Origin of the sequence: Haloarchaeobius sp. HME9146 (assembly GCF_025399835.1) — an archaeon.
GTDB lineage: Archaea > Halobacteriota > Halobacteria > Halobacteriales > Natrialbaceae > Haloarchaeobius.
Genome location: NZ_JAODVR010000001.1, coordinates 2715347 through 2740996, shown reverse-complemented (window position 1 = coordinate 2740996; position 25650 = coordinate 2715347). Strand labels below are relative to the sequence as shown.

28 protein-coding genes are annotated in these 25650 nt (G+C 67.5%); 11 read left to right on the top strand and 17 right to left on the bottom strand.

What is annotated here, in order from left to right; all coding sequences use genetic code 11:
• Window positions 1–8 precede the first annotated feature (8 nt).
• The 3 genes from N6C22_RS14185 to N6C22_RS14175 form a co-directional block, all read right to left on the bottom strand.
• Window positions 9–584, bottom strand: coding sequence for a mechanosensitive ion channel family protein (locus N6C22_RS14185; RefSeq protein ID WP_261651771.1), 576 nt, complete (start codon window positions 582–584; stop codon window positions 9–11).
• A gap of 66 nt (window positions 585–650) precedes the next feature.
• Entirely contained in the window at window positions 651–1319 is a 669-nt protein-coding gene (locus N6C22_RS14180) for a hypothetical protein (RefSeq protein WP_261651770.1), read from the bottom strand.
• Window positions 1316–1921 carry a hypothetical protein gene (locus tag N6C22_RS14175; protein ID WP_261651769.1) on the bottom strand — a complete coding sequence of 202 codons (606 nt, stop codon included), beginning with the start codon at window positions 1919–1921 and terminating at the stop codon, window positions 1316–1318. The genes N6C22_RS14180 and N6C22_RS14175 overlap by 4 nt, the downstream gene beginning before the upstream one ends.
• 206 nt (window positions 1922–2127) lie before the next feature.
• Here N6C22_RS14175 and N6C22_RS14170 point away from each other — a divergent pair, with 206 nt between their 5' ends.
• Together N6C22_RS14170 and N6C22_RS14165 are read left to right on the top strand one after the other, a co-directional pair.
• Window positions 2128–2394 carry a hypothetical protein gene (locus N6C22_RS14170; RefSeq protein ID WP_261651768.1) on the top strand — a complete coding sequence of 89 codons (267 nt, stop codon included), beginning with the start codon at window positions 2128–2130 and terminating at the stop codon, window positions 2392–2394.
• Window positions 2395–2447: 53 nt separating this feature from the next.
• A complete protein-coding gene (locus N6C22_RS14165) occupies window positions 2448–2735 on the top strand; it encodes a hypothetical protein (protein ID WP_261651767.1) in 288 nt (95 codons plus the stop codon).
• Between the two features lies 1 nt (window position 2736).
• On the opposite strand, the gene N6C22_RS14160 is transcribed toward N6C22_RS14165, so the two are convergent.
• Genes N6C22_RS14160 through N6C22_RS14145 form a run of 4 tightly spaced genes read right to left on the bottom strand, consistent with a single transcriptional unit; the run spans window position 2737 to window position 6341 of the window.
• On the bottom strand, window positions 2737–3450 hold the full coding sequence (locus N6C22_RS14160) for a metal-dependent transcriptional regulator (protein WP_261651766.1): 714 nt from the start codon (window positions 3448–3450) through the stop codon (window positions 2737–2739).
• Window position 3451: 1 nt separating this feature from the next.
• Window positions 3452–4477 (bottom strand): metal ABC transporter permease, encoded by a 1026-nt coding sequence (locus tag N6C22_RS14155; protein ID WP_261651765.1) that lies wholly within the window; start codon window positions 4475–4477, stop codon window positions 3452–3454.
• A complete protein-coding gene (locus N6C22_RS14150) occupies window positions 4474–5253 on the bottom strand; it encodes a metal ABC transporter ATP-binding protein (protein ID WP_261651764.1) in 780 nt (259 codons plus the stop codon). The genes N6C22_RS14155 and N6C22_RS14150 overlap by 4 nt, the downstream gene beginning before the upstream one ends.
• Window positions 5250–6341, bottom strand: coding sequence for a metal ABC transporter substrate-binding protein (locus N6C22_RS14145; protein WP_261651763.1), 1092 nt, complete (start codon window positions 6339–6341; stop codon window positions 5250–5252). The genes N6C22_RS14150 and N6C22_RS14145 overlap by 4 nt, the downstream gene beginning before the upstream one ends.
• A 186-nt stretch (window positions 6342–6527) precedes the next feature.
• On the opposite strand from N6C22_RS14145, the gene N6C22_RS14140 reads away from it, so the two are divergent.
• Window positions 6528–8600, top strand: coding sequence for a hypothetical protein (locus N6C22_RS14140; RefSeq protein WP_261651762.1), 2073 nt, complete (start codon window positions 6528–6530; stop codon window positions 8598–8600).
• Window positions 8601–8654: 54 nt separating this feature from the next.
• Window positions 8655–8861, top strand: a complete 207-nt coding sequence (locus N6C22_RS14135; RefSeq protein WP_261651761.1) for a hypothetical protein — start codon at window positions 8655–8657, stop codon at window positions 8859–8861.
• Between the two features lie 27 nt (window positions 8862–8888).
• On the opposite strand, the gene N6C22_RS14130 is transcribed toward N6C22_RS14135, so the two are convergent.
• The gene (locus N6C22_RS14130) at window positions 8889–9473 is read right to left on the bottom strand and encodes a hypothetical protein (RefSeq protein ID WP_261651760.1); all 585 of its coding nucleotides are present in this window, start codon (window positions 9471–9473) and stop codon (window positions 8889–8891) included.
• Between the two features lie 226 nt (window positions 9474–9699).
• On the opposite strand from N6C22_RS14130, the gene hisD reads away from it, so the two are divergent.
• A complete protein-coding gene (hisD, locus tag N6C22_RS14125) occupies window positions 9700–10977 on the top strand; it encodes a histidinol dehydrogenase (RefSeq protein WP_261651759.1) in 1278 nt (425 codons plus the stop codon).
• On the opposite strand, the gene N6C22_RS14120 is transcribed toward hisD, so the two are convergent.
• Window positions 10974–12128 carry a PAS domain S-box protein gene (locus N6C22_RS14120; RefSeq protein WP_261651758.1) on the bottom strand — a complete coding sequence of 385 codons (1155 nt, stop codon included), beginning with the start codon at window positions 12126–12128 and terminating at the stop codon, window positions 10974–10976. The genes hisD and N6C22_RS14120 overlap by 4 nt on opposite strands.
• A gap of 107 nt (window positions 12129–12235) precedes the next feature.
• Between N6C22_RS14120 and N6C22_RS14115 the strand changes: the two genes are divergently transcribed.
• Window positions 12236–12601, top strand: a complete 366-nt coding sequence (locus tag N6C22_RS14115) for an iron-sulfur cluster assembly accessory protein (RefSeq protein WP_261651757.1) — start codon at window positions 12236–12238, stop codon at window positions 12599–12601.
• A 222-nt stretch (window positions 12602–12823) separates the two neighbouring features.
• Here the strand turns inward: N6C22_RS14115 and N6C22_RS14110 are convergent, their stop codons facing one another.
• The 6 genes from N6C22_RS14110 to N6C22_RS14085 all read right to left on the bottom strand — a co-directional run bounded on the left by N6C22_RS14110 (window position 12824) and on the right by N6C22_RS14085 (window position 18717).
• Window positions 12824–13024, bottom strand: coding sequence for a dodecin (locus N6C22_RS14110; protein WP_261651756.1), 201 nt, complete (start codon window positions 13022–13024; stop codon window positions 12824–12826).
• 118 nt (window positions 13025–13142) lie between these two features.
• Entirely contained in the window at window positions 13143–13271 is a 129-nt protein-coding gene (locus N6C22_RS14105) for a hypothetical protein (protein ID WP_261651755.1), read from the bottom strand.
• A gap of 26 nt (window positions 13272–13297) precedes the next feature.
• A complete protein-coding gene (locus tag N6C22_RS14100) occupies window positions 13298–13957 on the bottom strand; it encodes a hypothetical protein (RefSeq protein WP_261651754.1) in 660 nt (219 codons plus the stop codon).
• Window positions 13954–14607: a hypothetical protein gene (locus N6C22_RS14095; RefSeq protein WP_261651753.1), complete on the bottom strand. Its 654-nt coding sequence runs from the start codon at window positions 14605–14607 to the stop codon at window positions 13954–13956. Before N6C22_RS14095 ends, N6C22_RS14100 begins: the two co-directional genes overlap by 4 nt.
• A 33-nt stretch (window positions 14608–14640) precedes the next feature.
• Entirely contained in the window at window positions 14641–15642 is a 1002-nt protein-coding gene (locus N6C22_RS14090) for a metal-dependent hydrolase (RefSeq protein ID WP_261651752.1), read from the bottom strand.
• A gap of 57 nt (window positions 15643–15699) precedes the next feature.
• On the bottom strand, window positions 15700–18717 hold the full coding sequence (locus N6C22_RS14085; RefSeq protein WP_261651751.1) for an FAD-binding and (Fe-S)-binding domain-containing protein: 3018 nt from the start codon (window positions 18715–18717) through the stop codon (window positions 15700–15702).
• Between the two features lie 90 nt (window positions 18718–18807).
• On the opposite strand from N6C22_RS14085, the gene N6C22_RS14080 reads away from it, so the two are divergent.
• Window positions 18808–19998 carry an alanine--glyoxylate aminotransferase family protein gene (locus N6C22_RS14080; protein WP_303647543.1) on the top strand — a complete coding sequence of 397 codons (1191 nt, stop codon included), beginning with the start codon at window positions 18808–18810 and terminating at the stop codon, window positions 19996–19998.
• Between the two features lie 28 nt (window positions 19999–20026).
• On the opposite strand, the gene N6C22_RS14075 is transcribed toward N6C22_RS14080, so the two are convergent.
• Both N6C22_RS14075 and N6C22_RS14070 read right to left on the bottom strand, forming a co-directional pair.
• Complete coding sequence (locus tag N6C22_RS14075) at window positions 20027–20344, bottom strand: hypothetical protein (protein WP_261651750.1); 318 nt, start codon at window positions 20342–20344, stop codon at window positions 20027–20029.
• Window positions 20345–20553: 209 nt separating this feature from the next.
• Window positions 20554–20793 (bottom strand): DUF5816 domain-containing protein, encoded by a 240-nt coding sequence (locus N6C22_RS14070; RefSeq protein WP_369684445.1) that lies wholly within the window; start codon window positions 20791–20793, stop codon window positions 20554–20556.
• A 113-nt stretch (window positions 20794–20906) separates the two neighbouring features.
• Between N6C22_RS14070 and N6C22_RS14065 the strand changes: the two genes are divergently transcribed.
• From N6C22_RS14065 to N6C22_RS14050, 4 genes are all read left to right on the top strand, one after another.
• A complete protein-coding gene (locus N6C22_RS14065) occupies window positions 20907–22316 on the top strand; it encodes a bifunctional metallophosphatase/5'-nucleotidase (protein ID WP_261651748.1) in 1410 nt (469 codons plus the stop codon).
• Between the two features lie 17 nt (window positions 22317–22333).
• Complete coding sequence (locus N6C22_RS14060) at window positions 22334–23746, top strand: bifunctional UDP-sugar hydrolase/5'-nucleotidase (protein ID WP_261651747.1); 1413 nt, start codon at window positions 22334–22336, stop codon at window positions 23744–23746.
• A 63-nt stretch (window positions 23747–23809) separates the two neighbouring features.
• Window positions 23810–25174 carry a bifunctional UDP-sugar hydrolase/5'-nucleotidase gene (locus tag N6C22_RS14055; RefSeq protein ID WP_261651746.1) on the top strand — a complete coding sequence of 455 codons (1365 nt, stop codon included), beginning with the start codon at window positions 23810–23812 and terminating at the stop codon, window positions 25172–25174.
• Window positions 25175–25242: 68 nt separating this feature from the next.
• The gene (locus tag N6C22_RS14050; RefSeq protein ID WP_261651745.1) at window positions 25243–25647 is read left to right on the top strand and encodes a universal stress protein; all 405 of its coding nucleotides are present in this window, start codon (window positions 25243–25245) and stop codon (window positions 25645–25647) included.
• Window positions 25648–25650: the final 3 nt, after the last annotated feature.

Genomic DNA, 25650 nt, shown 5'->3' with positions numbered 1-25650 from the left:
TCACCAGTTCAGTTCGTTCCGGCAGCGTCCCCAGAATCGCCGGCATCTCGGGTCCACTTCTTCTCGACGGCCCCGTTCGCGAGCACGACCACGTCGCCGTCGTCCAGTTCGAGCCGTGACTTGCGCAGGCCGATGCTCCTGACCTCGCCGGTGATGCCGTCGGTCGTGACGCGGTAGCCGGGGTTGAAATCGGGGTCGCGCAGCAGGTAGACGCCGGCGACCGTGTCGGCGATCATCCCCGAGAGCGCGTAGGAGACACCGAGGGCGATGAAGCCGGTCGCGGTGCCGAGACTGGCCGCCACGTCGCCCATCCCGAGTATCTTCAGGAGCGCCAGTCCGGCGGCGAACCAGAGGAAGACCCCGATGACGGTCACGCCGAGGCTCACGATGAGGTCCTGTTCCTCCGGGTAGAGCGCGTCGAGGGCGCTGTGTGCCACTTTGAGCACTATCTTGATGCCGACGTACGAGAGTGTGAGGAAGACGAGCCCCATCACGAGACGAGGGAACGCGTCGAGTACCCCTTGCTGGAAGGTGGTGAGCGTCTCCTGGACGAGGTCGAGCAGGAAGTCGACTGGGCCGGCCATGGTCGGTGGATGACCGCCCCGGACAAAACGGTTTGGTGACACTACCTGCGGGCCGGGGCGACGAGGTCACTCCTCGTCAGGTTGGCCACCCAGCCGGCTGGCGAGTTCGTCTGCGACACCGGTCAGGTGCGCCGTCCCGAACAGGGCGACGAGGAACCCACCCAGGGTGTTGTAGGTGAGGTCGAGGACCGTGTCGTCGAGGCCGTACTGCGTGAGGATGCTCCCGCTCCCGAGGAGCTGGGCGACCACGCTGATGTAGAACTCGATGAGTTCCCACACCACGCCGAAGGCCATGACGAACACCAGCAGGTAGACGAACAGGAACCGCGATGGCAGGACGATGGCCTCGGTGTGCTCTTCGAGCGCTCGCGCCACGGCGTAGGCGACACCGGCGACCAGCGACGACGAGAGCGCGTGGGTCATGTGGTCCCACCACCAGGTCGAGCCATAGAGCGTCGCGAGGTCCGCGCCGGGAATCGGAAGCGTCCCCAGCGCGTGCAGGAACATCGCGACGGTGATCCACAGCACGAGCCCGACGCTCATCGTGAACTTGTAGTTGCGCTCGAGGAACGCCGGCAACATGGTTACGAGGAGCCCGACACCGGCGTTGATGGCGACGCCCCCGTTCCCCAGCCAGACCCCGACCGACAGGATGCCGAACATGACCGCCTGGAGGGCGTGGACCAGCGTGACCTGCCGTTCCGGGGTGAGTCCGACGCGACGGGCGACGCTCATACGGGTTCCACCTCCTCGAACGCCGGCGTCTTCGCGGGCTGCCGGAGCCGTCTCCGGAAGTACCACCGGAAGATCGCACCGCCGACGAGGCCGCCGAGCAGGGCCGCGGTGAAGATGTGCATGAGTTCCGTGTTCGTGTCGACGAAACTCGTTCCCAGGTACGCTGCCGAGGCGGCCGACCCGACCGCCCAGTAGCCGGCGAACGCGAGCGTCGTCAGCAGGGTGAACGCCACCGCGAACCCCGGCGTCATCCTGACACTCGTGACCAACTGGAGCGTCGAGACGAGCAACATCCCGAGGGCGGCGATACCGACCCCGGTGACGACGAGCTGGAAGAATCCCGGCTGGAGCACCCGGAGCAGTACCGGCGTCGATGCCAGTGCGAGCAGTGGCCACGGGACGGTCCGTGTCCACGACCCAGCGACGAGCGCGGGGACGAGGGCGATGAGCACCGCGGTCCCGGCGAGTAGCACGTCGACCATCCTGAACGAGAGCAGGCTGTACCCCGCGATGACCGCCAGGACGGCCGTCAGAACCCACGCGATGGCCGCGTTCACTCTGGCATCCGATACGAACCACTCTTCCGGTAGTTGTTGACCCATGATATGTTCCCCCGAGGACGTGACGACGACCGTGCGTGACAGTCTCTCACCATGCTGGACGGGATTGAGTCGAATAAGGATTTTTCGGGTCCACTGGGGAATCACCCGGCCGTCGCCCGCGCTCTGGTCAGCGGCCGAGGACGTGGTCACCGTCCTGAGGGTCCACTCGCGTACTTATCAGCGAAGCGCCCGTCTGACTAGGTACCATGGGACTGTTTCGGAAGTTCGGTCGACGCTTCGGGCGGCTCAGCGAGGAGGCCCGCGAAGCGAAGGAGGCGAACGCGACCTACCGCTGTAGCGAGTGCGAGGCGGGCTTCTACGAACACGAGGGGAAATGTCCGGAGTGTGGCGCGGCGGTCATCGTCGATCGGGATTCGTTCGACGATCCGGACGCGGACGACGAGTCCGCGGACGAGGGACCCACAGACGACGGGCCGACGCCTGACCCAGCCGAAACCGAGCAGCCCGAGTAAGCCCTCGGTCCGCGCCGGCCAACGTTTTTGAGCGCGTCCCGAGACGTGCCACCATGGTCGGTGGTGGCGACGAAGAGCGGCCGCTGGTTCACGAGTCCGTCGGCTTCGTCGCGGGGCTGGCGACGGTCATCCTCGGGTTGGGCGCGGGACTCGTCGCCGGGTTCCAGGTACTTCTCTGGTTCGTCCGGCTCTCGAACCGTCCCTGGCTACAGGGGACCGTCGATACACCGCTCGTCGTCCTCGGACTGGTCGCAGTGCTGGCCGTTGCTCTGGCCGTCTTTCTGGGTGTCATCTATCTCTGCTCGCACCTGTTCGAAGCGGTCGAGAAGCGGGTGGCCTGACCTACTCGGTCGGCCGGACCAGGATATGGGTCGCGAGCGACTCGGGGAGGCTCTCTCGTCCGGCGTCGCCGTCGACCGACACCGTGACCATCCCGAAGGGTGCGATCTCCTCGACCGTGAGCTGGGCAGCCGGTTCGATGCCGGCAGCGACCAGGTACGAGAGGGTCTCCTCGTCCTGTGTCGTGATGCGGGTCACCTCGACGCGGGTCGACTCCGCGACCTCGACGAGGGCGACGGCGTCCGTCTCGGCGCGGACCGCCAGCTCGGCGTCCGGAATCGGGTCGCCGTGCGGGTCGAATGCGGGATGGCCGAGTTTGCGGTCTATCTCCCGGCAGAGGCGGTCGCTGATGTGGTGTTCCAGCGCGTCCGCCTCGGCGTCGACCTCGCTGATGGCGAAGCCGAACTGTTCGGTCAACAGGGTCTCGACGAGCCGGTGTTTCCGGACGACCTCGAGGGCCGCCTGCTCACCAGCAGGGGTCAGGACGATGGGGCGATACGGCTCGCGGTCGATGAGCCCGCGCTCGGCGAGCGTGTCGAACATGCTCGTCACGGTCGGCTGGCTGACGCCGAGGCGGTCGGCGAGCGTCGAGTTCGACACCCGTCCCTCCGAGGCCCGTTCGAGGGCGTAGATGTGCCGGAGGTAGTCCTCCATGACCGTGGTCAGGGACCCGGTCTGGTCGTCGTCGTCCGGTGAATCCGGGCTGGCGGTCGCCATCTCAGTCGGAGGTGGGCTGGCTCTCGCCCGTCTCGATGCTACCGACCTCGGGGGCGGTGTCCTCGCGGGTACGAGCCTGTATCTTCCCGATGAAGACGCTGACGGTGTAGATACCGACGGCGACGAGGACGATGACGCCCCCGGCCGTGGCCTCGCCGTAGTAGGCCGCGCCGATGCCGAGCAGGACGGCTATCTCGGCCAGGACGACCGAGACGAGCAGCGATTCGGTGAAGCTGCGCGACACCTGGGCAGCCCCGGCGACCGGGACGACCAGCATCGCGGCGACGAGGATGACGCCCATTATCTGCATCGCGCCGACGACGACGAGGGCGGTCAGCATCACCATGACGCGGTTGTACCAGTTCACGTTGATGCCGGAGACGGCGGCGGCCGTCTCGTCGAAGGTGACGTAGAGGAGCTGGTTCCGGGTGAGCGCGACCACGCCCACGATGATGAGGAACAGCACCAGCAGGATGGCGGCGTTCTCGGCCGACACCGTCGAGAGGTTCCCGAACAGGTACTGGTTGATGCCCACCGCGAGCCCGCCGGCGTTGATGCTGATGAGCACCGTCCCCAGCGCGAAGCCGGTCGAGAGCACGATGGCCATCGACACGTCGTTGTACGCGCCGGTCGCCTCGGAGATGAGTTCGATGAGTAGCGCCGCGATGACCGCCACGACGACGGCCGTCAGGTACGGCGAGACGCCGAGGTTCAACACGGCGTTGAGGAACAGGCCGACGGCGACCCCGGCGAAGGCGGTGTGTGCCAGCGCGTCACCGATGAGCGCGAGCTGGCGGTGGACGAGGAACGTCCCGATGAGGGGAGCCATCACGCCGATGCAGAGCCCGACGAGGATGGCGCGGTGCATGAAGCCGTACTGGAGCAGCTCGATACCGGTCACGTCGTACAGCCCGTTCATCAGCGCGGTCCACAGCGAGAGGAACCAGTAGAACGGGGCGAGAACCGGGTCGAGGGGGCTGGAAGACTGGAGCGCCAGCCCTGCGAGCCCCGAGACGATGGCGGTCATCGTGAACCACCCAGGAACGTCGCCGCGGTCCCGAAGGCACGGCTGAGCGCATCACTCTGGACGAACTCCTCGGTCGGGCCGTCGAAGTATATCTCACGGTTGAGACAGACCACGCGCTCGGCGTGTTCGGTGACCGCGCTCAGGTCGTGCTCGATGAGGAGCACGGTGATTCCCTCCTCATTGAGCGACTCGAGCAGGTCGTAGAACGCGTCGACCGACTCGGCGTCGACCCCGACGGTCGGCTCGTCGAGCACGAGCAGGTCCGCCTCGCCGGCGAGCGCCCGGGCGATGAACGCCCGCTGGCGCTGGCCGCCGGAGAGCTTGGTGACGCGGCGGTTCGCGAAGCCGGTCATACCGACGGTCTCCAGCGCGCGGTCGACGATGGCCTCGTCCTCGGCGGAGAGGCGACCGAAGCCGACGTGGGGGAACCGCCCCATCCGGACGACCTCGCGCACCGTGATGGGCATCTCCTTCGAGGCACTGGCGTGCTGGGCGACGTAGCCGATACGTGCGCCGTCGTCGAAGTCGTGCGAGGGTTCGCCGAACAGCCGTGCCGTGCCAACGTCGGGCCGCAGCAGACCGAGCATGAGCTTCATCAGCGTCGACTTGCCCGAGCCGTTCGGGCCGACGACGGCGACGTACTCACCCTGGTCGATGCGCAGGGAGATGTCTTCGACCACGGGGGTCGCGGTGTACCCGAAGTTCACGTCCGAGAGTTCGACGACGACCTCGCCAGCGACCGTCGCGTCCTCGGTGGCGGGCGTCGTCGTGCTCATTTGAAGTTCCTCCACTCGTCGGCCCAGCCGTCAGGGCCGACCTCCTCGGGCGATTTGTTGCCGAGGACGACCTCGAACGTGGGCATATTGATGTTGTACGCGATCTCCTCGTAGCCCCAGTCGTTCCTGACCCACTCCTCGCGGACGCCCGCGTACGGGGTGACCGGGAAGAACGCCGTGACGGGCGTCTCCGCGACGAGCTGTTGTGCTGGTTTCAGGGTCTCGAACACGCCGGCCCCGATGTACTCGATGTCGAACTCCTCGATGGTCTCTTTCGCATCAGTGATGTCCGAGGGCTTCACGTCGCCACTTGCGGCGAGGTTGACGACCAGCGGACGCATCTCGACGCCGTAGCGGACGCCGATGTACTGGAAGGCGTTGTGCGCGGCCAGCTGGACGACCTTGCGGTCGGCGCGGTCGAAAATGTCCGCGTAGTCCGCGTCGATGCGGTCGAGCACGTCGGTCTTGTACGTCTCGGCGTTGTCGCGGAACGTCTCCTCGTGCTCGGGCGAGAGCTCGACGAGGCCCTCGGTGATGTTGTCGACCGACACCTTCGCGCGCTGGGGGTCGAGCCAGAAGTGCGGGTCCTTGCCGCGGCCCTCACCGACACCTTCCTCTTCGGGGTCGAGGCTTGCTGCCAGGTCGGTCAGTTCGACGCCTTCGCGGACGTTGATGAGCTGGGTGTCCACGTCGTCGTCTTTCAGCGTCTGGATGGCGCGGTCGGCCCACGGCTGGAAGTCCTTCCCGACGTGGATGAACGCGTCCGCCTCGATGATATCGCGGGTGACGCTCGCGTTGGGCTCCCAGCCGTGGCCGTGCAGGCCGGTCGGGATGAGATTCTTGACCGTGACGGGGGTGTCTTTCGCGAGCTTGCGCGCGAAGTCGAAGAAACTGAAGAAAGACGCGACTGCGACGGGGCCGTCCTCGGAGCTGCTCCCGGAGTCACCGTCGTCGTCGGAGCTGGTGCCGCCGGAGACACTGCCGAGACAGCCGGCGAGGGCGGTACCGAGAAGACCGGAGCCTGCCGCCAGTGCACGCCTGCGAGTTACTTTTCGTCCGCTACCGGAACCGAAGTTGCGTTCTGCCATTACTTGGCTTAGAGATACACTGCTATTTAGAAGTATTGCTCTAAATAACGGATTAGACTAATCTAATTCTTGGGCTGGAATCGGTTCTGGGCACCTGCTCTCCGACGGAACGCGGTCGTCGCCGGACAGATGGCACCCATACCACTTCGCCCCAAGACATTTGGACAGCCGCTTGCTGGACCCGGTATGGACGGGGAACGAGCGAGTACGCCGGTCGCGTCGCGACGGCGGCTCCTGCAATCGGTCGCGGGAGCCGGTGTGGCCTCGCTCGCCGGCTGTTCGCTCCTGGAACGAGAAGGGGACGGAACGGCGACGACAATCGAGGACGACCGCGCGCTGGAGCTGGCCGAGCGGTTCGCGCCGCGCGTGTCGTTCGACCGGTACGAGAAGTGGTTTCCGACGGACCCGCGCAGCTACGAGAGCGAACAGGACGGCGAGACCGTCGTCGACGGCTTCGACGCGTTCGACGGGTACACGAAACGGTTCGAAGAGGCGGGGGAACCGCCGGAACCGACCGTGTTCTACCACGCGGTCGAGTACGAGGAGTCGCCCCTGGCGGTCGTCCAGTTCTGGTTCTACTCGGTGTTCGACCAGTTCACGACGAACTTCCACTGGCACGACTGGGAGCTGCTGCAGGTGTTCGTCGATACCGACAGCGGCGACCCACAGCTGTTCGTCGCCAGTGCGCACTCGCGGAAGGTGCCGAACAACGAGCACCTGGACCCACAGGTCCGCCCGCGGATCCTCGCCGAACTGGGCTCGCACTCCAGCACGGTCTCGCTCAACGAGCGCCCGGAGAGCTTCCAGCGGTTGCCCGTCGGCGATGTCGCGGCCGACATCACGAACCGCTCCCTGGAAGGCCTCGCGACGCTGGCGGACATCCCCGTCGCGTACGGCCTCCCGCGGGACGAAGGGGGGAGACTGCCCTACGTCGTCCCGGAACTCGACGACGAACCCATCTACGAGCACGACCGACTCCCCTCGGTCGACAGCGACAGTCTCATCGACGAGGACCTCACCATCCGGTCGTTCGCGGAACTGTCGAGTCCGCCGTCGCTCCCCGCCCGCGAGCGTGGGCTCGCGATGGACTATGCGGGCACCGACGACGGGACCGCGGACGTGAAATACGACCTGCAGCCGACGACGGCGGTCGAGCACATCTCGGCGTTCACCGGCCCGCAGTTGAGCTTCGAGTTCGCCATCCCGCAGTTCGCCGAGGACGCGTTCGCGAGTCACATCACCACGTCCGGGGTTCCCTGGCAGCAGACACGGTACGACGACCCCGCCGCCGACATCTCGGAGCCGGCACACCGAGCGACCCTTGCGGACCGGTACGATGCCATCGGCCAACCGAGCCCGATCAACAGCGTGGTCGCCGCGGTCTCGCGGACGGTCTCCTCCGACGACGCGCCCGACGGGCAGGGCGTGACGACCGAGTCGACCTCGGCCGAGAACATCGCACTGCTCGAAAGCGAGCCCGAGGCCGTCCCGACGTTCCGGGGCATCGCGATGGTGCAGGACGTCCCGGCGGGCGACCACCGGCTCACCGTCAACGGGGCCGGCTTCGAACCGCACAGCGAGTCGGTGACAGTCACCGACGACGCGACACCCACGGCGGCCGGTGTCGAGGGCGAGATTCCCCTCGTCGCGAACGAGGACGCGGTGAAACTCCAGGTCGACGCCGAGGGGACCGACGCCACCCTGTCGCGCCTCGCGGTCGAGGACGACTTCGGCGGCCGGCTGTACGACGCCCCGATGGACGGCAGGGATGCGGTGTACGTCCACCGCGGCGGCGCGTACACCACGGAGGTCAGGGACACCGACGACGCGGTCGGGGCGTTCCGGGTCCGACCGGACGGCGGCGAGCAACCGATGACCATCGAGAAGCCCGACACGGGCAAGGCGTCCCTGGCGAGCTTCCTCGGCGATATCTCGCGTGAGACCGCGGCGGACGTGAAGACGGCGGCCGACGACGATGATGACACGGAGAATGGCAAGGCGAACGCCATCGACGGGCTGGTGAACGCGCTCGAGGCCGTCGCCGACTCGGCCGACCGGGCAGCCGAGCGCGCCGCCGCGGGCGACCGCGGGAACGCGGACAAGGCGCTGCAGGCGATCACCGACTCGCTCGAACGGGCGTCCGAACGGCTCTCGGAGGCGCGCGAGTCGCTCCCCGGGCCGGTCGGCGACGCGGCCGGTCGACGCCTCGACCAGGCGAACCAGCGGGCCGAGCAGGCGCTCGACGCCGACAAGCTCTGAGAACCGGCCCGCCGTTCCAAAACCACTTAGCACCGGGAACCCCTCCCGACTCACATGAACCGGGACCGCTTCGTCACGCTCTCGCTGGTCGCGTTCGGACTGGTGGTGACCAGTTTCATCGTCCTCGGGGTGAGCAGGATATTCCTCGGCTACCGCACCGCACAGCTCCTGTCGGCACCGATCGGTCTCGTCGGGTTCACGCTGGTCGTCGTCCTCTTCCTCGACGCGGTCAAGACCAGGGTCGTCGGCTCACGCGAGTAGCGAATCGGCTCGCAGGGGGCCGGTCCGTCACCCGTCGTGGAGTTCGAATCGCTCGCGACGGTACAGGTCGTTCTCGTCACTTGCCTCCTCGTCGAGTTCGTAGCCGTAGGCGAAGCTCCTGTCGTCCGGGTAGACGTGGAGCGAACAGCTCCGGACGGGGCTGTAAACGGCGTGGATGTCGTTCTCCCTGGGGTCGACCACCGCGGCCTCGCCGGGTTCGGTCACGTCGCAGTCGACGATGGAGAGCGTGTAGTGCTCCTCGTCGACCTGTTCGGCGGTCATATCGACGACGTGGAGGAGCCCGTCGACCAGCACCTCGAAGCACGGTCGCCCGTGGTGTTCGTGGGGAACGAGGCTGTAGCCCGGCGGCCACTCCATGAAGCGGATGACGTGGCGACCCGGCGCTCCTGCGACCTTCTCGCGGGTGTAGTGGTCCGAGTCCGCGGGTGCCGGTTCCACCCCGTCGAAGAACCCCGGCTCCGCGATGGCCGCCTGCAGGAGACCGGGTCCTTCCTCGACGAAGACGTCATCACCGCGGTCGAGGAGGGAACCAAGTCGGTCGTACACCTCGCGGACCTGTGCGTTCGGACCGGTCACGGTGTCCTGGCTCATGGCACGCGATACTCGACTGGCTACTAAAAGTGTATGCCCTCTCGTCGTAGCTACCGGCAACATTGTTCTATAAATCTTCGAGATGTCTGGAATCGTTCCAGTGCCTGTCGCAGACCAGGGTTTCAGACCTGCTCTATCGTAATATTGCCTCGAACTATGACGAACGCTCGATTCAACGTCCGGGACGGAAGAAACGGTTTTTCCCCGCCCGGCCGAAGCGTGGTGTATGAACGTGAACGCGGTGGCCGACCTCGGCCCCGATGCACGACGCGCCCTGTTCGAGCGCGACGCCGGTATCGACGAGATCCGTGGGGACGTCCGCGACATCGTCGAACGGGTCGCCGAGGAGGGCGACGTTGCGGTCCGGGAGTTCTCCGAGGAGTTCGACGGCGTGGCGGTCGGGAACCTGGAGGTGTCCGACGCGGCCGAGCGCGCCTACGAGGAACTGGACGACGAACTGTGTGAGACCATCGAGACGGCGGCGGCGAACGTCCGCGAGTTCCACGAGCGACAGGTGCCCGAGGACTGGCGCGACGAGTTCGGCGGGAACGGGACACGGGAACTCGGCCGGCGCTTCCGCCCGCTCCAGCGCGTCGGCGTGTATGCGCCCGGCGGGACCGCGGCGTACCCCTCCTCCGTCATCATGGGGGTCGTCCCGGCGAAGGTCGCGGGCGTCGACGAGGTCGTCGTCTGCACCCCGCCCGCCGAGGAGATGAATCCCGTCACGCTGGCGGCCATCCACGCTGCTGGCGCGGACGAGGTGTACTCGGTCGGCGGCGCGCAGGCGGTCGCCGCGATGGCCTACGGGACCGAATCCATCCCGGCGGTCCAGAAGGTCGTCGGACCCGGCAACCGCTGGGTCACGGCCGCGAAGGCCGAGGTTCAGGGCGACGTCGCCATCGACTTCCTCGCCGGCCCCTCCGAGGTGCTCGTCCTCGCCGACGAGACGGCCACGCCCGAGTACGTGGCAGCCGACCTGGTCGCCCAGGCCGAACACGACCCGAACGCCTCGGTCGTCTGTGTCACCGACGACGAAGACCTCGCTGCGGCGGTCGCCGAATCTGTCGAGGAACAGGCTGCCGAGCGCGAGCGCGAGGAGACCATCCGCGAGGCCCTCGACAACGACGCCTCGGGCGTGTTCGTCGCCCGGTCGATGAGCGAGGCCATCCTCTTCGCCGAGGAGTACGCCGCAGAGCACCTCTCCATCCAGGCGGACGACGACGAGGCACTCCTCGGGCGCATCACCAACGCCGGGAGCGTCTTCCTCGGTCCCTACACCCCGGTCGCGGCCGGTGACTACGCCTCCGGGACGAACCACGTCCTCCCGACCGGCGGCGGCGCGAAACTGCACGGTGGCCTCTCTGTCGACTCGTTCGTGCGCTCGACGACCGTCCAGCGGCTCGACCGCGACGGGCTCGACTCGCTCGCCGACACCATCACGACGCTCGCAGAAGCGGAAGGACTGGACGCCCACGCCGAGAGCGTCCGCAGGCGGTTCGACTAGTCGAGGTTCTCGGGCCGGAAGTCGGTGTCGACCCCGATACCACAGAGGGCGAGGGGTTCCCCGTCGTCGTCGGTGAGCAGCGTGGCGCTGATGCGTTTCGGAATCTTCTCGCCCGACTTCGTGAGTACCCGCGCCTCGTAGACGACGGTCTCGCCGTCGTGGACCCGCTGGATGACGGATTCTATCTTCTCGTGGTCCTCCTCGGCGAAGAAGGCCTCCGGTGGCAGTTCCCGCATCTCCTGTTCGGTGTAGCCCATCAGGTCCTTGAGCGTCTGGTTCCACCGCCACGCCGTCCCGTCCGGGTGCGAGACGTAGAAGGTGTCCGGGAGGGCGTCGAGGGCGGCGTCGAACAGTTCGCGTTCCTCCTTCAGTCGCTGTTCTGCCTCGTGTTGCTTGGTCACGTCACGGGTGTTGACGACGAACCCTTCGACCGCGGGGTCGTCACGCCGGTTCGTCGCGCGTGATTCGAGGACGCGCCAGCTCCCGTCACCGTGCTCGAACCGGTAGGTCGTCGATGGCCGGACGTCCGGGTCGTCGAGACATCGCTGGAACGCGAGTTCGACCGTCTCCCTGTCCTCGGGGTGGACGAACTCGAACGAGTTCCGGTCGAGGAGGACTTCTGGCCGATAGCCCAGTATCTGCTCTGCCGAGGGGCTGACGTACTCGAACACGCCCTCCTCGTCGAGAATCGCGACCGAGTCCGAGGAGTACTCGATGAGGGCCTGGTACCGCTCCCGGTTCCGACGGCGCTCACGCTCCGCTCGGTGCTTGTCGACCGCGTTCTCGATACGGTTCGCGAGGACGAGGTACCGGTCCGTCCCGCCGCCCTTCTGGAGGTACTCCGTCACGCCCGCCGAGATGGCTCGGCTGGCGATCTCCTCGCTCCCCTTGCCGGTGAACAGGATGAACGGGAGGTCCAGGTGTCGCTCCTGGACCGCCGAGAGGAACGTCAACCCGTCCATCCGGGGCATATCGTAGTCGCTGACGATACAGTCGAACCGCGTGTCAGCGTCGAGTTGTGACAGCGCCACCTCGACGTCGGGCTCCGTCTCGACGACGATGTCGTCGTGCTCGCGCTCTAGCATCGTCTTCGTCAGGTCGAGCAGCGCATCGTCGTCGTCGACATGCAATACGCGGATGGAGCGCGACATTCAATAGGTGGAATCACCGCCGGGATTTAGAGATGTCGGCAAATTCCCTGACATGTAATGGGAAGACGGCAACACAGTTAACATCCGTGGCACCGATAGTTCGTAGCATGAGTACGGGAACCGCAGACGGGGAGGTCGGCCCCCGTATCGAGGTGTCGGAACCGGCCGCCGAGGAAGCCCTCTCGCTGCTCGAGGGAGAGGGGTTGGACACCGACGTCTCGGGACTTCGGCTGTTCGTCCAGCAGGGTGGCTGCGCCGGCCTCTCGTACGGAATGCGATTCGACGACGAACCGGAACCGGACGACACCATCTTCGAGCACCACGGCTTGCGTGTCTTCGTCGACCCGGCCAGCCTGAAGTACATCGAGGGGAGCGTGCTCGACTACGAGGGCGGCCTGCAGGGCGCTGGCTTCCACGTCGAGAACCCGAACGTCGTCAGCGAGTGCGGCTGTGGTGAATCGTTCCGGACGTAACGACGGCCGCTTTTTTGACGAATCGCTGTCTTCCTGACGTGTTTGGAGTGACGACCACGTCCCCGACCCAGCAGTGGGAGTGTCGGGTCGTGGACGTGTGGTCGCCGGGCTTCTGCCGTGAGACAACGGTAGAACAGACGAACGGCACGGACCGGTGAGAAGGGCGTGAAACGCACGCCCCGCGTCTGGCCAGGCGCGGGGCGCTGTAGACTCGCTCGTCGCTTACTCTTCGAGCTTGAAGGCCACCTCCACTTCGGCCTGGTATTCTCGATTCTCCGCCGAGGCGATCTCGACGCCGAGTTCCTGTACCTCGATCCAGTGGACGTTGTTGAGTGTGTCCTGTGCGCGGTCGATGGCGTCGTCGGCAGCGGCTTCGAAGCTCTCCGAACTCGTGCCGATGAGTGTTATCTTCTTGAATACCATTCGTGTGCTACCACTCACCATGGTAACTTAAAGCTAGCCGCGTCGTCGGTCGGTTTTTCGGTGTCAGAGACGACCGGTCGGACCCTCAGAACGCTGAAACTCTGACCGACAGGCCCGCTCACCGACCGACGACGGTGACCGAGTCGCTACCGGCGAGGCCGTGATGGCCGGATTCGTCCAGCTCCCACCGCAGCTGTGCCGTCTCGTCGTCGTGGTCGAACCCGGCGTCACCCGCGCGGGAGAACAACAGCAGGTCGTCGTTGCCGTCACCGGTCAGGTCGTGCCCTGCTCGAATCGGGTGCGAATTGCGCCGACCACGTCCGTCAGGTACGCCTGCCCCCAGATGGCAACGATGAGACCGCCGAGGGTATTGAACAGGAGGTCTCGCATGGTGTCTTCGACGCCGAACTGCGTGAGGACCGCCTTCGACCCCATCACGTCTCCGAGCATCCCCAGCGCGAACTCGACGACCTCCCAGATGACCCCGAAGGCGATGACGAACGAGAGGATGAACACGAAGGTAAAGCGGGGCGGGAGGTAGATGTCCTCACGGTGTTCGTCGAGCGCCCGGACCGTCGCGTAGCCGGCGGCCGCGACGATCGAGGACGACAGCGCGTGGGTCATGTGGTCCCACCAGGAGGTGGCGACGTAGAGGTTCTTCGACATGCCGGGCAACCCGGCGGTCCCGAGCGCGTGCAGGAACACGGCCGAGGTTATCCAGAGCGTCAACCCGGCGTCCATCGGGATGCCGTAGTCGCGTTCGAGCAGCGCCGGCAGTTGCAACACGATGATACCGAGGCCAGCGTTGACGACGACGCCCGGGCTCGGCTGGTACAGGCCAACGAAGAAGAGCCCGACGAGACCGATCTCCATGGCGCGGCTCAACCGGTGCTGGGTGCGCTCCGAGATGCCGAGGTAGTCGCGGATTCTCATTCGTCGGCCACCTCGTCGGCGAGTTCGTTCAGCCGGTCGTGGGTGACCTCCTCGGCGGCTTCGAGCGCCCGACGGGCGACCTGTCGCCGCCGCCGGAAGTACAGCTCGAACGTGATGCCAGCCCCCAGTCCGGCGATGGTCGAGTAGACGAACTCCCACATCAGCAGGTCGAGGTCGTCGGGGCCCTCGTAGAACCCCGTCCCGAGGTAGATGTGTGACACCCACCGGATGATGGCCCAGACGCCCGCCGCGGCGAGCGTCATCACGACGACCGTGAGGATGGCGAAGCCGACGGTCATCCGGACCGATGTGAACACGTGCAGTTCGACCGCGACGATGAGTGCGACCGCCGCGACCGCGAGGTAGGTCGCCAGTGCGCTCGACAGGGCGTTCGTGGCGAAGACGCGACCGATGATGGGGAGCGCCGCGAGGGCGAGGACTTCCCACGGGAGCATCACGCGGGGTGACCGGAACGCGACCGGTGGGACGAGTGCGAGTGCCGTGACGCCCGCGGCGAACGCTGCCCACACGCGCATCCCGAAGAGTGCCTCCTCGACGGCGGTCAGGGCGACGAGGAGGACGAGCGCCCACGCGAGCACGGCGTTGAGCCGATGTTCTTCGAACAGCCGACCGAGGTCCTGCGCCGACATACAGGGGGGTTGGCACCCGCTCCGTAAAAAAGGCTACCCGATGTAGACACCGAGCGAGCCGAGCGTCGCCAGCGAGTAGAGCACGGCGTACGCCGCGAGGGCGAGCGTGACCGCGGCGAGCCCGGTCAGGAACGCAGAGAACAGCCGCGCGGCGTCCCACTCGCGCTGCAACCGCCGGAGCGACCGGAGCAACCGGGCGCGGAACACGTCGGGGGCAGCCGCCACGGTCCCGACCGCGAGGATGCTGAAGACGAAGTGGTAGGAGACGTCGAGCGTCGGCGGTGGGATGAGGAACGCGACGCCACCGTACGCGACCCCGGCGAGGGCCCGGACGTCGAACGTCGGTCGGAACTCGTCGGAGGCGTCGAGGACCACCCAGACCGCGAGCCAGACGGTCAGGAGTTCGAGGGCGAACGCGCCGAGCAGGTGCAGGGTCGGGTCGGGCGCGAGGGTGACGATGTCGGCGAACAGTACGGTGTCGAGGGGCCACAGCATCGCGGGTGGCTCGCCCGTGAACAGGTCGCCCCACGGGTGGCTGGCGAGACCGAATAGCGCCAGCGCGAACGTCTCTCTCGCGCGGAGGGCAGTGCGCCACCAGACCGCCAGCGCGACGCCGACGCCCATGAGGGCGAACGCGCCCATCACGACGAACCCGAGGAGTCCGTGCTTGACGGTAGCGACGAGGATGAGCGTGCCGAGGAGGAACGTCCCCGCGAGCCGCGCGTGCTGTACCCAGCGCCCCCTGACGGTCCAGAGGGCGAAGCCGACGGCGGCGAAGGGCGCGACGACGAGCGAGTGTGTCATCGCGCGGTGGACGACCGTGCTCGCGGACCAGAACGCGTTCGTGACGGCGAACACGCCGGTGAAGTCCGCGTGGGCGACGCCGACGATGGCGTACACCATGTCGGCGTCGGGGACGGCCGCGAACGCGCCGGCGACTGTGCCCGCGAGTAGCGCACGCTCGCGGTCGACGCCCACGGCACGCCCGAGGAGGGCGACGAGGGCGAACGCCAGCAGCGCGTGGCCGACCATCATAACTACTGATGGTATGACAGGGGACCGGATAAGTTAGTCGCCGAAACCTGGGTAGTGCTACCGTGACCCGGGGCGGTTCGGCAGGGCTTCGGCCAACTTCTCGACCGGGTGCGGCGGTTCCTCGCTCCCGGGTCGGTCGCCGAGCTGGGTGCGACAGGACGCGCCGGGCGCGACCGGCGTCCCCGCGGCTGCGTCGACCTGGTCGAACAGGATTCGCCCGATGGCCTGCGAGAGGTCGTAGTGTTCTGCCCCGTAACCGAAGCTCCCGGCCATGCCGCAACAGCCGGAGTCCAGCGCCTCGACATCGTAGCCAGCCCGCCGGAGGACGCCGACGGCGTGGTGGTCCCGACCGATGGCCTTCTGGTTACAGTGGCCGTGGTAGACGAGGGGTTCGTCAGGCGCGTCGAAGTCGATGCGCTCGTCGAGGCGGTGCTGGTCGAGGAAGCCACAGACTCCCGCGGTGGCGGCCATCACGGCGTCGCGCTCGGCACTCCGGGGAAGCAGGTCGCCGTACTCGTCCTGCACCATCACGGCGTCCGCCGGTTCGATGAAGACGACGTGCCAGTCGTCGTCGACGCGGGACGCGACGTGGTCGACGAACTCGGCGGCCCGCGTTCGAGCCTCGTCGAGGAACCCGAGGGAGTACGCGGGGCGGCCACTCGGTCCGAGGTCGGCCGGAACGTCGACGTGGACCTGGGCGGCTTCGAGGACCTCGACGGCGGCTTTCCCGACTGCTGGGTCGGTGTAGTTCGTGTACGTGTCGGGGACGAGGACGACGCGGTGCTCGGCGTCGGCTTCCGGAACCGCGGGGCCGCGCGACGCGAACCAGTCCGTGAAGCTCTCGCGCTGGAACGTCGGCAGTTCTCGCTCGGGGGCGATGTTCGCGACCTTCTCGGCGACGGCGCGGGACCCGGGGACCTTCGTGGCCCAGTTCGAGACCGGCGCGAGGGCGCTCCCAAGGGACGCCAACCGGTCGATGTCACGGAAGAGCCGGTCGCGCAGGCTCGCGCCCTCGCGCTGGTGGTGCTGGTGTTTCACCTCGGCCTTGAGCTTGGCGAGGTCGACCCCGGTCGGGCAGTCGCTGGCACAGCCCTTGCAGCCGACACAGAGGTCCAGCACCTCGGACTGGAAGCGCTCGGAGTGAATCTCGTCCTCGTCGAGTTCGCCCGAGATGGCCGCCCGGAGCATGTTCGCCCGACCGCGGGTCGACTGGATCTCCTCCTGGCTGGCACGGTAGGTCGGACACATCGTCCCCGAGCCCTCCTGTCGACAGGTGCCACAGCCGTTGCACAGTTCGACGAGGTGGCCGAAGCCGCCCTCGTCGTCGAAATCGAGGGTGGTCTGCGGTTCGACCGTCTGGTAGGCCGGGCCGTAGCGGAGGTTCTCGCGCATGTCCGCGCCGATAGCCCGGTCGCTGACTGGCCCGTGGTCCTCGGGTGAGTCGCGGTAGACGACGTTGCCCGGGTGGCACAGCCACTCCGGGTCGAAGGCGGTCTTGACGCGCTTGAAGGCGTCCCAGAGCTCGTCGCCGTACATCTTCGGGGTGAACTCGGTCCGGGCCATCCCGTCGCCGTGTTCGCCCGAGAACGAGCCGTGGTACTCGAGCACCAGGTCGGTCACGTCCTCGGCGATGGCGTGCATCGTCTCGATTCCGTCCCCGGACTTGAGGTTCAGGATGGGTCGGATGTGCAGGGTGCCGACGCCAGCGTGCGCGAAGTAGGCGGCCGAAGTGCCGTGTTTCTCCAGTATGGCCTCGAACTCCTGGACGTACGCTGCGAGCTGGTCGGGTGGCACCGTCGCGTCCTCGATGAACGGGTACGGTTTCGGGTCGCCCTCCAGCGACATCAGGAGCGGAATCGCGGCCTTCCGGAGCTTCCAGAGCTTCGCCTGCTCGTCGGGGGAGAACGCTTCGATGCGGTCGAAGGCGTCGCCCTCGGTCTGGAGCGTTCTCGTGACCTCGGCCATCGCCGCCTCGAAGTCGTCGTGCAACTCGGAGTCGAACTCGACCATCAGCAGGGCTGCCGAGCCGTCGGGAATGGGTTCGGCGTACTCGGCGTACGCTTGCGAGTCGCGCGCCATCTCGACGACCCGGTCGTCGACCAGTTCGACCGCACTCACGTCGTGCGAGAGGGCGTCGGGAACCGCGGCGAGCGCCGTCACGAGGTCGTCGTAGGCGTAGACCGCGAGGGCGCGTTCGTCCGGGCGGGTCACGAGGTCGAGTTCGGCCTCGACCACGACGCCGAGGGTGCCCTCTGCACCCACGACGAGCTTGGCGAGGTTCATGACGCGCGCGCCGTCCTCCTCGCGAATCACCTTGTGGAGGTTGTACCCCGAGACGCTGCGCTTGAGTTCGGGATACCGTGACTCGATTTCCCCCTCGTTCGCCTCGACAATGTCGCGGACCGTCTGGTGCAACTCCGCGACCCGGTCCTCTCGGGCCAGCAGGTCATCCCACTCGGGCGAGTCGAGGACCACGTCGCCGAACTCGGCCATCGTCCCGTCGGCCAGGACGACCTCGACCTCGCGCACGTAGGCGTCGGTTATCCCGTACCGGACCGAGTGCGCGCCGGTCGAGTTGTTCCCGATGCCGCCGCCGACCGTCGCCCGGGCCGAGGAGGCCGGGTCGGGCGCGAACTGCAGGCCGTGTGGTTCGAGGACTGCGTCGAGTTCGTCCTGCACCACGCCGGGCTGGATTCGGGCTACCTGTGCCTCGGGGTCCACCGAGAGCACGTCGTCGAGTTCGACCGAGCAGTCGAGGACGACACAGCCGGGGCCGATTCCCTGCCCGGCCAGCGAGGTCCCTGCCCCGCGGGGCATGATGGGCACGTCGTGCTCGGCTGCGACCGAGACCGCGGCCTGCACGTCGGCCGCGTCCTCGGGGACGACCACGCCCGCCGGACGAGCCTGATAGATGCTCCCGTCGGTCGCGTACAGCACCTGCGCGTACTCGTCGAAGCGAACGTCGCCCGCGACCGCTGTGCGCAGGTCGGCCGCGAGGTCGGCGTACGCCTCGTCGTCGGGGTGGTCGAAGCCGAGCGCGTCGTGGCTGGGGCGCGGAGAGCCGTCGGTGGCCATTGACGCATGTGAGCAGGGGACATGGTTTAACGGTTCGGGAGACTGCCGGTGACACCAGCTTTTTTGCCCCGACCTAGCCAACCCAAACTCATGTCCGAGATTCCTGACGCGCCCGATGTGGGCGAGCTGACACCACCGAATCGAACCTTGATGGGCCCCGGCCCGAGCGACGTCAACCCCCGTGTTCTCCGCGCCATGAGCACGCCGCTCGTCGGCCACCTCGACCCGTCGTTCATCGAGGTCATGAACGAGGTGCAGGAGCTGCTCCGGTACACGTTCCAGACCGGGAACAAGTGGACCATCCCGGTCTCGGGGACCGGCTCGGCCGCGATGGAGGCCGCCATCGGGAACGTCGTCGAACCCGGCGACACGATGCTCGTCCCGACGAACGGTTACTTCGGCGGCCGGATGGCCGAGATGGCCCGTCGCGCCGGCGGCAGCGTCGTCGAGGTCGACGCGCCGTGGGGTGAACCCCTCGACCCGGCCGACGTGGCCGACGCCTTCGACACGCACCAGCCCGACGTGTTCGGGTTCGTCCACGCCGAGACGAGCACGGGCGTGCGCCAGCCCCAGGTCTCCGAACTCACGAGCATCGCCCACGAGCACGACGCGCTCGTCATCGCCGACACCGTCACCAGCATCGGCGGCGTCGAGCTTCGCGTGGACGAGTGGGACATCGACGTGGCCTACGCCGGGCCGCAGAAGTGCCTCTCCTGCCCGCCGGGTGCATCGCCCCTGACGCTCAACGACGCCGCGATGGACAAGGTGCTCGCCCGCGAGGAACCCGCCCGCTCGTGGTACCTCGACCTCTCGCTGCTGGAGGGCTACTGGGGCGACGAGCGCGCCTACCACCACACCGCGCCCATCACGAACGTCTACGCCCTGCGCGAGGCGCTGCGCCTCGTCGCCGAGGAGGGTATCGAGAACCGCTGGGACCGCCACCACGAGATGGCGAGCGCCCTCAAGGCGGGTGTCGAGGCGATGGGCATGCAGATGAACGCTGCAGAGGAGTTCTGGCTCCCGAGCCTGAACGCGGTCCGCGTGCCCGAGGGCGTCGAGGACGGCGAGGTCATCTCGCGGCTCATCGACGACTACGACCTCGAGATCGCCGGTGGGCTCGGCGCGCTCTCCGGCGACATCTTCAGAATCGGCTGCATGGGCCACTCCGCGCGCCCGAAGAACGTCTCCTACCTGATGAGCACGCTGGGCGCGGTGCTCGACGATCTCGGTGCTGACGTCGACGCAGAAGCCGGTATCGCGGCGACGGCGAACCGACTGTAGTCGGCTCGACCGTCACCCGCTCTCTGTTCTAACTCGGTGGCGCGCGCTCGACCTCGTACTGGTCGTCGTCGTCGACGCCGATGACGGCCCACTCGTAGCCGGGATTCGCTTCCTGGACCCTGCGACGAACGCGCTGTGCCCGCTCTTTGTTCGTCACGAAACAGTGCAGCGAGTCTGTTCCCGCGATAGGTGGCTCACGTAAGTCCGTGGTCGCGGTCACGTGCACGACCTTCCAGTCGCGTTCTGCTCGGAACTCGTCTCCGTCCCCAGTGACGGTGTACCCAAGGCGGTCGAAAACCCTCCTGGCCTGCTCGCCGATGTGGCGGTTCGTGTTAACAGGGCACATTCGCTAGTCCGTACCGCACCGAAGGTAATAAATATTCACCCGTTTTCCACGTTCGAATTCACGATGCGCTGTGACGTGCGACGATAGTTTCACTCTGGACGAGAATTTCCAGCAGATGTTCCAGAACTATCGGTGATTCGTAATGGTTTGTGCAGTCTCGTGCTGGTTCGCCGGCACCGGGTGGCACGTCGGGGCTGCGATTCGGCCCGTCACTCGTGGGCAGCGTCCCACTCGGTGGGCTTGCGCAGGTTCCCGCACGCGTTGCACTGGATGCGGCCCATCGTGTCCATCGCGTTGTCGAACGTCTCGCAGTTCACGCAGAAGTAGCCGTACTTGCGCTCCTGGTCCGGGGTGCGGTAGGTGACCATGAAGGGCGCTTTCGAGCCGCGGTCACCCTCGCGCTGGGAGACGTACACCGTCTCGCCGTCGTCGGTGGTTCGTTCCTCCAGTGCGGATTCGCTCATGGGCAGGCGTTGGGAGGGGGCCCGCTTAGGTCTGTTCGTCCAGTGAGCCGTCGACCGACCCCGCAAGAAATTTCTCTCACGCCAACAGGATTTCCGACGTGACCCTCCGCGTCCTCCACTACGCAGACCTCGAAGCCGCCTACGACGTGCCCGAGCGCGTCGGTCGGCTCGTCACGGCCATCGACGAGCTCCGCGACGAGCACACCGTCGTCACCGGCGGTGGCGACACGACCGGCCCCTGCGTGCTCTCGATGGCGACCGGCGGCGAGCAGGCCCTCGATTTCTTCGAGTCGGTCCAGCCCGACGTGGACGTCTTCGGCAACCACGAGTTCGACGACTCCCCGGCGCGAGCACGGGAACTCGCCCGCGACTCGCCCCAGACCTGGCTCAACGCGAACGTCTTCGACGACGGGGTGCGGTTCGCCCGCGAGGAGACCGACCCGGTGACCGTCGTCGAGACCGCCGAGGCGAGCGTCGGCCTCTTCGGCCTCTCACCGCCGGACCTCGCCGACATCAAGCCGCACCTCGATTTCGAGATGACGGACCCGGTCGAGGCGGCCACCGACGCGACCCGTCTCATCCGCGACCAGTACGACGTGGACCACGTCGTCGGTATCTCGCACTGCGGCGACGACACCGACCTCGCCGAGCATATCGACGCCGCGGCCGTCCTCGGCGGCCACGACCACGAGATCCGCGACGAGGTGGTCGCCGGGACCCGGCTGGTCCGGACGGGCGCGGCCGGCCGCTACCTCGTGGAAGTCCGTATCGAGGACGACGGCAGCACGAACACGCGCTGGCACGATGTGACCGCGTTCGAGCCGGACGAGGACATCACGGCCGCCCTCCGCGACCGGCTCGCCGACCTCGGCCTCGGCGAGACCGTCACGCGAATCGACGGCCCGGTCTCCCGGGACGTGCGAGACGGAGCCTCGCCAGTCGGGACCTTCGTCGCCGAAGCGTTCCGTCGGGCTGGCGAGGGCCGAAACGCCGATGTCGGCCTCATCAACAGCCTGACGATGCGGGACTGCGGCGTGCCCCTCGACGGCGAGGTGACGCTTGCCGACCTGCACTCGCTGGTGCCCTTCGGCGGGGAGCTCGTGACCCTCGAACTCACCGGTGCTGACCTGCGCGCCGTCGCGAAGGAAGCCGCCGGCTGGCACCTCGACCGCGACATCGAGCTCTGGAACGGCCAGTTAGCCGGGCTCGAACTTACCTGGGACGCCCCCGGGGGCCGTGTCGACTCGCTCGCGGTCGCCGGCGAGCCGGTCGTCGCGGACGGCGACCTGGTCGCGCCTGACCAGCAGTTCACGATGACGACCATCCGGTACCTCGCCGTCGAGGACGTGGAGTACCCGACCCTCACCGAGGACCAGGTCGTCGCCGAACCCGGCGCGGTCCACGACGCGATGGCTGCGCAGGCCCGCGAGCACGGGATTCCGACCCGGCCGCCGGGGTGGCTGACGCGTCGCCATGGCGACGAGAAGCCGAAGCCGACAAGTCGGTAGTCCGAGTTTCCCGACGCATGCCCCTCCGCATCCTCCACTACGCCGACGTCGAACGCGCGACCGACGACCCCCAGACACTCGGCCGGCTCGTCGGCCTGATTCACTCGCTGCGCGACGAGGAGGCGCTCGTCGTCGGTTCGGGCGACAACTTCGCGCCTGGCGTGCTCTCGCTCGTCACGAAGGGCCGCCAGATTCTCGACTTCTACGACGCGGTCCAGCCCGACGCCGACACGTTCGGGAACCACGACTTCGACCACGGTCTCGAGGTGACGCGGGACGTGGCCCGCGACGCGCCGATGCCGTTCGTCTGCGCGAACGTCTTCGAGGGAGATGGCGAGGACGACGCCACCGGCCTGTTCGCCAGCGAACACGGCACCGTCCCCTGGCTCGTCGCCGAGGCTGGCGAGCATCGCGTCGGCCTCGTCGGTGTCACGACGCCGGACACACCCGACATGAACCCGAAAGCCACGTCGCTCGACTTCCGTGACCCGGTCGATGCCGCGGCCGACGCGGTGGAAGCGGTTCGCGAGCGCGACGTGGACCACGTCGTCGTCCTCTCGCACCTCGGGAGCGGTGACGACCTGCTCGCCGAGGCACTCGACGTGGACTGCATCCTCGGCGGCCACGCCCACACGGAGCGAATGGACACCATCGACGGGACGCTCGTCGTGCGTCCCGGCGCGACCGCCAGCGGCCTCGGCGAGGTGGTCTTCGACGGCCGTCCCAGGGCCTATCGCCACCCGCTCCGGGACGCACCGGTCCACGAGGGCGTGGTCGAGGCGCTCGAGACTCGTCGCGAAGCGGCCGGACTCGCGGACGTGATCGACACGGTCGAGGACCCGATTCTGGTCACCAGAAGCGCGAGCAAGCAGGGCGAGAGCCGGCTCGGCAACCTCGTCACCGACGCCTACCGCTGGGTCGCCGACGCGGAAGTAGCGGTCCACTCGACCGGCGGTCTCCGCCCCGGCGACGACCTCGCCGGCGAGGTGACCGCTGCCGACCTCGTCGGGCTGTGCCCGTTCGACAACGAACTCGTCCGGGTCTCGCTCACCGGGGAGCAGCTCCGCCGGACCGTCGCGAACCTCGGCCTCGTCCAGTACGACCGGGACGACGTCGAGCCCCACTGGTTCGGCCACGTCAGCGGCCTCGAGCTCGTCTGGGACGACGAGCGCCGCGCAGCCCGGTCCATCGCGGTCGATGGGGAACCAGTGGACGACGACGGGAGCTACTCGCTCGCGACCTCCGAGTACTACGTCGAGTCGTCACACCTGTTCGACGCGTTCGGGCCCGAGGACGTGACCGAGCGCCTCGGCTCGCAGTACGAGGCCATCGTGGACTACTGCCGGGCGAACGGTGTCGAGGTGTCGGTCGAGGGGCGCATCCAGCGCCCGCTGCTCGACGGGCGGACGGTGCTGTCGCGCCAGGACTGACCGGAACCCCGGGGGCAGCCCGTGTCGAAGCCTACTTGCGATACCCACCGCAAGCAACCGTGTATGTCCCCCCGTCTTCTCCACTACTCCGACATCGAGAACGCCTACGACGACCCCGAGCGAATCGGTCGCCTCGCCGGCACCATCCGGGACCGCGACGGCGACGACGCGCTGGTCGTCGGGACCGGTGACAACACCGCACCGGGCGTGCTCGCGCTGGTCAACGAGGGCCGCCAGGCTATCGACTTCTTCGAGGCCATCGACGCCGAACTGGAGACGTTCGGGAACCACGACTTCGACTTCGGGGCCGAGGCGACCCAGGAGCTCGTCCGCGACTCGCCCCAGACCTGGCTCACCGCCAACGTCCGCCAGAACGGCGACCGCTTCGCCACAGCCCACACCGAGACGTGGACCATCCGCGAGGTCGACGGGGCCCGCATCGGCTTCTTCGGCGTCACCGACCCGCGGACGCCCTCCATCAACCCGGCTGCCACCGGCTTGCACTTCACCGACCCCATCGCCGCCGCTGAGGAGGCCGTCGCCGACCTCCGCGCCGAGGGCGTCGATTACGTCGTGGCGGTGTCGCACCTCGGCAGCGACGACGAGGAACTCGCGGTCTCGGTCGACGTGGACTGTATCCTCGGCGGGCACGTCCACAGCGTCGTCGAGGAGCGCATCGACGACACGCTGCTCGTCCGCCCGGGCGTCAACGGTGCAGCCGTCTTCGAGGTCGAACTCGGCCCCGATGGCGCGAGTGCGACCCGGCACGACCCGAGCGAGGGTCCGCTCGACGAGTCGGTCGCCGACGCGCTCCGCGCCCGGATGGACGAGGCCGACCTGACCGAGGTCGTCGCCGAAGTGGACGAACCCATCGCACGCAGCCACGCGGCGGCCTTCCGCGGTGAGAGCCGTATCGGGAACTTCGTCGCCGACGCCTACCGCTGGGCGACCCGATCCGATGTCGGACTCCAGAACTCCGGCGGCATCCGCGAGGGTGACGACCTCGCGGGCGAGGTGACCGTCGGCGACCTCATCTCGGTCGTCCCGTTCAAGGAACCCGTTACGGTCGCCGAACTCACTGGCGAGGAGTTGCTCGACACGCTCCGGCAGGCCAGTGGGGCAAACGTCGCCTTCGGCGAACCCGACTGGTGGCACGCCCACCTCTCCGGTGCCCACGTCACCTGGGACCGCGAGACCCACGAACTCATCGAGGCGACCGTCGACGGCGAACCCATCGACCCCGACGCGACCTACACGCTGGCGACGACGGACTACCTGTTCCACACCGACCACGAGTTCCCGGCGCTCGACGACCAGCACCGCACGGGCACCTTCGACATCCAGTACGAGGTGCTGGCCGCCTACGCCCGCGAGTGCGGGGTCGACCCCGTCGTCGAGGGCCGTATCGTCTGGAACGGCGACGACTGACTGGGTGACTACTCCGCGACGCTGATGAGTGAGAAACGTTACGTGTAATCGTCGACTAGATTCGCCAGATGACACGCGTCGTGGTCCCCGTCCGGTATCCGCTGACGAAGCATTCCCGTCGCACCCTCGAATCGGCTGTCGAGGTGGCTCGCGAGCACGAAGCCGCGCTGACCGTTCTCCACGTCAACCTCTACCAGGAGTCCAAGCGCGTGACTCGCGCCGACCTGAAGCGAGCGACCGAGCGGGAGTTCGGTCCGCTCGAACACGTCCGGTACGTCGTCCGGCGTGGCTTCCTGGTCGAGGAGACCATCCTCGACGAGGTCGCGTCCGAGAGCGCCGACATCGTCGTCATCGGGAACAAGCAGGCCGGGCGCTGGCGACGGATGCTCCGGAAACTCGTGGATGACCCCAACATCGACCAGTACCTCAGGAAGAATCTCGACTGCGAAGTGATCACGGTCCGGGCTGCCTGAGGG